Raw genomic sequence first — 7876 nt, 5'->3', positions numbered from 1 at the left:
TTCACTGATAGACTCGGATTCACTTAATGATTCGCTTTCGCTGATCGATTCGGATTCACTAATAGATTCCGATTCGCTGATTGACTCGGATTCACTAATAGATTCTGACTCACTTAATGACTCGGACTCGCTAATTGATTCTGATTCACTGATTGACTCTGATTCACTTAATGATTCGCTCTCACTAATTGATTCTGATTCACTGATCGATTCACTTTCGCTAATTGATTCACTTTCACTGATTGACTCGGATTCGCTTATAGATTCTGATTCACTGATTGATTCCGATTCACTTAATGATTCTGACTCGCTTATTGATTCGGATTCACTCAATGATTCACTTTCACTAATTGATTCGCTCTCACTAATTGATTCTGATTCACTAATAGATTCGGACTCACTAATTGATTCACTTTCGCTTATTGATTCTGACTCACTAATTGATTCGGATTCGCTTATAGATTCAGATTCGCTGATTGATTCGCTTATTGACTGTGACAAACTAACTGACTCTGAGTCACTTAAAGACACACTTTGACTGATTGATTCGGATTCGCTTATAGATTCAGATTCACTGATTGATTCTGACTCACTTATAGACTCTGATTCGCTTATTGACTGTGACAAACTAACTGACTCTGAGTCACTTAAAGACACACTTTCACTAATAGATTCGGATTCGCTCAATGATTCACTTTCGCTAATTGATTCTGACTCACTCAATGATTCGCTTTCGCTAATTGATTCTGACTCACTCAATGATTCACTTTCGCTAATTGATTCTGACTCACTTAATGATTCACTTTCACTAATAGATTCAGATTCGCTCAATGATTCACTTTCGCTAATTGATTCTGACTCACTCAATGATTCGCTTTCGCTAATTGATTCTGACTCACTTAATGATTCACTTTCACTAACTGACTCTGAGTCACTTATAGATATACTTTCACTGATCGATTCGCTTATTGATTGGGATTCTCCTTCACCTTCTGCTGAGTTATCCGTTAATTCAATATAATTATAAAAACTCACTGAGTTATATATTCCATTTTGACTTGTAGAGTGCATATCTACTGACTGTATTAAGTCTTTATTGACCGCTTCATTTTCATTAGAGATTACTTTTATTATATATGTTGTGCCATATATATTACCAAAGTTTATGCCAACAGCATTTTGATAATTTGTAAAATAAAATTGATCAGTTACATCAATAAGATTCTCAGCATCATTGTAATAACTGTCATTTAAAGCAACGCCATTTTTAACTTTATAAATCACAATTTGAGTATTTGAATTTATTTGGGCTGAACTATCACCTAAATCATTCTTGTAACCTCTAATGTACACTTCAGAATAATATGCATTCTTTTTCTTAGGATTAATATAAATCGTTTGTTCGTATTTTTTTGTCTCGCTATTATAGTGCGTATACGATGAACCAATATTTGATGATGCTTCTTCTATAATACCGTTTTCGTAAATAACTCTAACATTTTTTGATACTACATTATCACCAAAAGTATAAGTAATCGTTTCGTTTGAATTATTTCGAACAGTATCTCTATTGATATATTGTGAAAATTTCAAACTACCACTAATACTCGCTTTATCTTCTACAAAATCAGTAAATGTATATTTATATTCTCTTGTTTTAGGATCATATATCCCTATAGCTATAATATTGCCATTCTTATCTTTAATTACTGGTGCACTTGAATTTTGATGATTTAAATCGTCATTAATAGTGTTAGCAGAACCTTTAATAATAAAATAATCACCTTTTTTAACTGAAGAATTAGTTTTGAACGAAGTTAAAAGATTATAACTTTCAGCATTTAAAGGTTTAACTGTATTATTTTTTACGTTTATTGTAGTGTTAGTAAAATCTATTTGATTTGTCACATTATTACCACTTGCATTAGCACTTAGACTTCTTTTAGATCTCAAACTTGAACTTTCTTTTTTTACAGAACTTGTTGTTACAGTTGGTGTAGTCTCTTCTTTCAGAACATTATATTTCAAAGCAAGCATCAAAATTTGCTTTTTAATTTCTTCTTCTGATAATTCACTTATATTTTTAGGTAAATATTTATTAATCTTAGCTTGGTCATCTTTGCCAATGTTGTTCTCTGTATAGAAACCATTCACTATTTTCTCGTTTCTACTAGCAGGTTGAGAAACAGTGCTTTTCTCAGAAGGCGTATTGCTTCTACTTTTCGATTTTTCTTCTGTTATTTGAATTGGTTCTTTTTTCACTGGTGTTTCATTCGATTTTTCTTCTTCTTTAGTAGTTACTTCTGGTTTTTCTTGTTCTTTATCTTGAACTACTTTATTGTCTTCTGGTTTTTCTTCCGGTTTTACTTCTTCTGTTTCTTGTACTACTTCTTTATCTTCTGTGTTTACTTCTTTATCTTCTGTGTTTACTTCTTTATCTTCTGTATTTACTTCTGGTTTTACTTCTTCTGTTTCTTGTACTACTTCTTTATCTTCTGTGTTTACTTCCGGCTTTTCTTTTTCTGTCTCTTGTACTACTTCTTTATCTTCTGTGTTTACTTCTGGTTTTTCTGCTTCTGTTTCTTGCACTACTTCTTTATCTTCTGTGTTTGCTTCTGGTTTTACTGCTTCTGTTTCTTGTACTGCTTCTTTATCTTCTGTGTTTACTTCTGGTTTTACTGCTTCTGTTTCTTGTACTGCTTTATTATCTTCCGAGCTTACTTCCGGTTTCACATCTTCTGTTTCTTGTACTGGTTCACTAGCTTTTTGATCTATGCTTGGCTTTATTTCTTCTCTAGCTGGTGATATTTCAACGTTCCCATTATTACTTTCTTGATGAACCTTATTGAAATCTACTACTTGCTGTTCTTCCGATGCCTCTGCCTTATTATCATTTGATAATGCAATGACCATTAATGCACCTACAAGTGCTGATGCTATCCCGTTTGAAAATTTACGAATTGAGTACTTATTAATGCGATTAGGCAAAAAATCAAGTCGTTTGTTGTTCTTTTTATTGTTCAAAAACCCTACCTCCATATTTTTTTATTTAGAATGAATCTCCCGTAATTAAGTTAATAAATATCACAAAAATAAAAATTAAACTTTATTTTGTGTTTTACATGATATTTTATTCGCAATAATTTGTCGTTTAAAAATTCATGCTTTTTTATATTACATAATTGTCTTGTAATTTTCCACTACTTTTTTTAATAAATATCAAATTTTATTAAAAATCTACATATTTTAAAAAGTGTAGATTATTTTTTAATATTTAGACAATTAATACAAAAGCTCTCTACCTCAATTTATTTATCAAGGTAGAGAGCATATAATAAATGATCAGTTTAACTATAAACGACATCTTTAGTAATTAAGAACAAAATATATTTGTATAAGACATAGAGCACGATGATTCCTGCCCATATAATTTCTATAACGAATAGCACATTGAAACCGCTAGATAATATATCAATAAAATAAATTTTATGACTCACATTATATAATGAGGCTGCCGTTGTGACCCATGGGAATGTTAGTGCTGAAAAGGAAACTTTAAATCCATTTTGAATAATTTTAGGTAAAAATATTAAAGTAAATAAAAATAATATTTGTGAAAGAACTAGAAACATCCATACATACCACATAGCATAACTTTCATTATTCAAGATACATCCATTTAAACATAATGCTGCAGGTGCGCTCATAATAATTACCATAGGAAATTGTTCTTGATTATAGTGTTGCCACGCTTTATTAATTAACACATAACCAAGTATCAATATTAAAAATATAGACCCAAGAATAGTTGATATATGACCAATACTAATATTGAAACCTGATGATGTTTCACCGATAACACCTATTCCAACAAACATTACAAACCAACTCGTATTTGGTAATGACTTATAATTTCTAAAAGCATAAAAACTAATAAATAGAACAATAAAGCTCACATGCAATAAAATAGAAACGTACCAAATTATACTCAGAACAACATTATCTACCATAAATTCTGACTTAACTATAAACACTAATAGCATTAATGCCATAGGAAAAGTAGGTAGAATTGCGAATGTATTTATATTTTTAAGTTCTTGTAAAAACATTTTAGGATAAATGATCCATTTCAAACTAAAGATTAAAATTATTGCACAGGAAATAATAAAGAAAATCATTCCAACTGACGGTAAATGTATATGGTAAAGCAGATTACTTAACGCCATGATTCCCAATGCTAACCCACTTATAGCAATTGGTATCTTTTTTAAGGTACTTTTTAACATAACCAATACCCTTTCATTATTATATTGATAAAACGTTGTCTAATATCTTACATTTGTTATCTATTATTCTATACTAATATATTTCAGAAGTTTCTGCTGAACAATTTATGATTAATTTGATAATTGCCCATCTTAAGTATAAATCAAATAAGAGAGCGGGACAGAAATATAATTATATAAAAAAATAAAAAAGCAAAACTTCTGCGCAATCCAGAAGTTTTGCCTTAACTCATCAATTTATTTCTATTCCATTTTGTGCTATCACTTGTTTATACCAATCAAATGATTTTTTCTTTCTTCGTTCTAATGTTCCGTTACCAGCATTATCTTTATCAACATAAATCATACCGTATCGTTTACTCATTTCGCCTGTTGATGCTGATACTAAATCAATAATTCCCCAACTGATATAACCTAGTAGTGGTACGCCATCTTGTATGCCATCATACATTGCGTCGATGTGTTGTTGCATATAATCAATTCGGTAATCATCTTGTATAGTACCGTCCGCTTCTATTTTATCTTTTGCTCCTAATCCATTTTCTACGACAAATAGTGGTTTCTCAAATCTTTCATATATTTGATTCATTGTAATTCTTAATCCAAGTGGATCTATGACCCATCCCCAATCACTCATTTTTAAGTAAGGGTTTTTGGCGGATACAATAATGTTGCCTTCGTTTGCTTCTACTCTTGATATATCTGCAATAGATGTTCGAGATGCATAATAACTAAACGCGACAAAATCAACGGTTTGCTTTAATATTTCTTTATCACTTTCACTGATTTCAATATTGATTCCTTTAGATTTAAAGAATGCATCCATGTAATAAGGATATTTTCCTTTTGCTTGTACATCTACAAAGAATGTATTTGTTCTCTCATCATTCATTGATTGCCAAACATCTTCTGGGTTACAGCTATAAGGATAGAAACTACCGCCTGCGATCATACAACCAATTTGTGCTTTCGGTGTGATACGATGACAACTTTCTACAGATTTAGCACTTGCAACTAACATATAATGTGCTGCTTGATATAATAGTTCTTCTCTATTTTCAGTTTCATCAAAGTTTAAGCCACCGCCTGAAAATGGACTGTGTAACACAACATTGATTTCATTAAATGGAATCCAATAGTTCACGTATTCTCCAAAGCTTTCAAAACATGTTTCTGCAAATTTAACATATAAATCGATTGTTTCTCTATTCTTCCAACCGTTGTACTTTTCAACAATCCCCATCGGAATATCAAAATGTGCAAGTGTTACGAGTAACGCCATATTATGTTCTTTACATGTCTTAAATAAATCAGTGTAATAATCAATACCTGCTTGATTCGGTGTTGATTCATCACCATTCGGATAAATTCTACTCCAAGAAATAGATGTTCTAAAAACTTTCAATCCCATTTCAGCAAGCATCGCAATATCTTCTTTATAATGATGATAAAAATCAATACCAGTATGGCTTGGATAATATTCTTCATCACTTAGTTCGGATTTTTTATTTCCTATTTTAATGTCTCGTCGATTAGCACCATGAGGGATTAAGTCTATATTACTTAACCCTCTGCCACCTTCAGTCCATGCACCTTCAGTTTGGTTGGCTGCTATAGCACCACCCCAAAGGAAATTTTCTGGAAAAGTCTTTATTGTCATGATTTAACCGCTCCTAATATTGATGTATATGCTTCAACGTCCGCTCTGTCAAATGATGTAATAGATTCATAGTCTTCTGTATTTGTAATGACTACGATTGTTGTAGGATCATAACCCGCTTCAATAATTTGAGCTAAATCATACGTTCCAACTACATCACCAACATTGACATGGTCTCCTTGTTCAACTGCAGTTGTGAATGGTTCACCATTTAATTTCACTGTATCAATACCTACATGAATTAATACTTCTATTCCACTATCACCAGTAATACCAATAGCATGGTTAGTCGGGAAGACTGAAGTCACTGTACCCGTTACTGGTGCATATATTGTATTACCTGTTGGTTCAATCGCGATACTCTTTCCAATTACTTCTCTACTAAAGACATCATCTTGCACACTTGAAATTGGTTTGATTATACCTTCAATTGGTGAAGCAACCGTAATATTATCTTTCGTACCTAAATCTAATAATTCATCTTCTGATTCTGGAATATCTTCAAATCCAATCACTAAAGTTAAAATAAATGACAGTACAACTGATAATACCATTACAACAACTACCCATAAAATACTCATTGGATTATCTTGATCTATAAACTGAACACTCGTAAATAGTCCAGGTGCTGCCATAGAATGACTCGCAAGTCCTGCTAAACCGGCTACTGCACCTGCCACAAAACCTGTAATAACTGATGCAATCATTGGACGTTTTAGTCGAATCGCTACCCCATATAATGCAGGTTCAGTAATACCAGCGATAATTGCAGATGACGCTGCTGCTAATGATGTTTGTCTTAATTCTCTATTTTTTGTCTTAAGTGCTACTGCAAGTGAAGCACCACCAAGAGATAAGTTTGCACCAATCTCAGATGGCATAACCATAGCTTCTTCACCAGTTTCTGCAATTGTTTGAACAATCGTTGGTGTGAACACACGGTGCATACCAGTCATAACTAATAATGGCCATAACGCACCAACAATGGCTACTGCTAAGAATCCTAATTTATCATGTACAAAGAACACAATTTCAGATAATCCTGTACCTATTAAAATTCCCGTCGGTCCAACAATAATAATTGCAATAGGCGCTGCAATTAATAAGATTAGCATTGGTTTTAAGAAATTCTTCATTACAATTGGTGTAATACGATCTGCAAAATCTTCAATATATTTCAGCAACCATGTCATAACAATTGCTGGAATAATTGTATACGTATATTTTACTGACATAACTGGAACAAATGCGAATGTTGCTTCTTTTCCTTCAGCTGCTTTTTCCATAATTTCCATAAATACTGGGTGAACCATGACGCCTGCTATTGCGAGTGCTAAGAATACGTTACTGTTAAACTTCCTAGCTGCAGATACTGCGACTAACATTGGTAAGAAGAAGAATGGTGCATCTCCTATAGTATTTAAAATATTATAAGTTGAACTATCAACAGATAATACGCCTGTCATATTCAAAAGCATTGCTAATAATTTAATCATAGACCCACCAATAATGGCAGGAATTAATGGTGACATCGTACCAATAATAGCATCTAATATATTAATACCAACTTGTTTAAATGTTAATTTTTTCTTTTCAACAGGTTCGTTACTTTTAGCGCCACCGCTTACACCTAATTTCATTAACTCAGTATATGTTTGTGAAACGTTATTACCAACGATAACTTGGTATTGTCCACCTTGTTTACGTAAACCCATTACCCCATCAATATTTTTTATGTTCTCATCGTTTGCTTTACTCTCATCCTTTAACACGAATCTTAAACGTGTCATACAATGTGTTAAATTCTTTACATTACCACTTCCGCCGATATTTTTTAGTATTTCATCAGCCATTTTTTGATCATTTGCCATTACTTTCACTCCCGTCTTGTTTAGAACAATAAAAAAAGACCTAAACCACAAATAGATAC

The 7876-nt window shown here is 32.2% G+C and carries 4 protein-coding genes; all 4 read right to left on the bottom strand.

The features are described 5' to 3' along the window. Nucleotides 1–3024 (bottom strand): Ig-like domain-containing protein (locus B2G86_RS13165; protein ID WP_158079024.1); only part of this gene is annotated, 3024 nt, incomplete at its 3' end. 323 nt (nucleotides 3025–3347) lie between these two features. Next, a complete protein-coding gene (locus B2G86_RS06115; protein WP_078357241.1) occupies nucleotides 3348–4286 on the bottom strand; it encodes a TDT family transporter in 939 nt (312 codons plus the stop codon). A gap of 232 nt (nucleotides 4287–4518) precedes the next feature. Then, nucleotides 4519–5946, bottom strand: coding sequence for a 6-phospho-beta-glucosidase (gene ascB, locus B2G86_RS06110; protein ID WP_078357240.1), 1428 nt, complete (start codon nucleotides 5944–5946; stop codon nucleotides 4519–4521). Beyond that, nucleotides 5943–7817 (bottom strand): PTS cellobiose/arbutin/salicin transporter subunit IIBC, encoded by a 1875-nt coding sequence (gene ascF, locus B2G86_RS06105; RefSeq protein ID WP_078357239.1) that lies wholly within the window; start codon nucleotides 7815–7817, stop codon nucleotides 5943–5945. Before ascF ends, ascB begins: the two co-directional genes overlap by 4 nt. Between the last annotated feature and the right edge of the window lie 59 nt (nucleotides 7818–7876).

Source organism: Mammaliicoccus fleurettii, assembly GCF_002018435.1.
Taxonomy (GTDB): Bacteria; Bacillota; Bacilli; order Staphylococcales; family Staphylococcaceae; genus Mammaliicoccus; species Mammaliicoccus fleurettii.
This window is presented reverse-complemented; position numbering and strand designations above follow the sequence as displayed.

What these genes read in the sequence shown, in the direction of transcription:
- ascB (WP_078357240.1), bottom strand. Translation starts at nt 5,946, where the DNA reads ATGACAATAAAGACTTTTCCAGAAAATTTCCTTTGGGGTGGTGCTATA.
- ascF (WP_078357239.1), bottom strand. Translation starts at nt 7,817, where the DNA reads ATGGCAAATGATCAAAAAATGGCTGATGAAATACTAAAAAATATCGGC.
- B2G86_RS06115 (WP_078357241.1), bottom strand. Translation starts at nt 4,286, where the DNA reads ATGTTAAAAAGTACCTTAAAAAAGATACCAATTGCTATAAGTGGGTTA.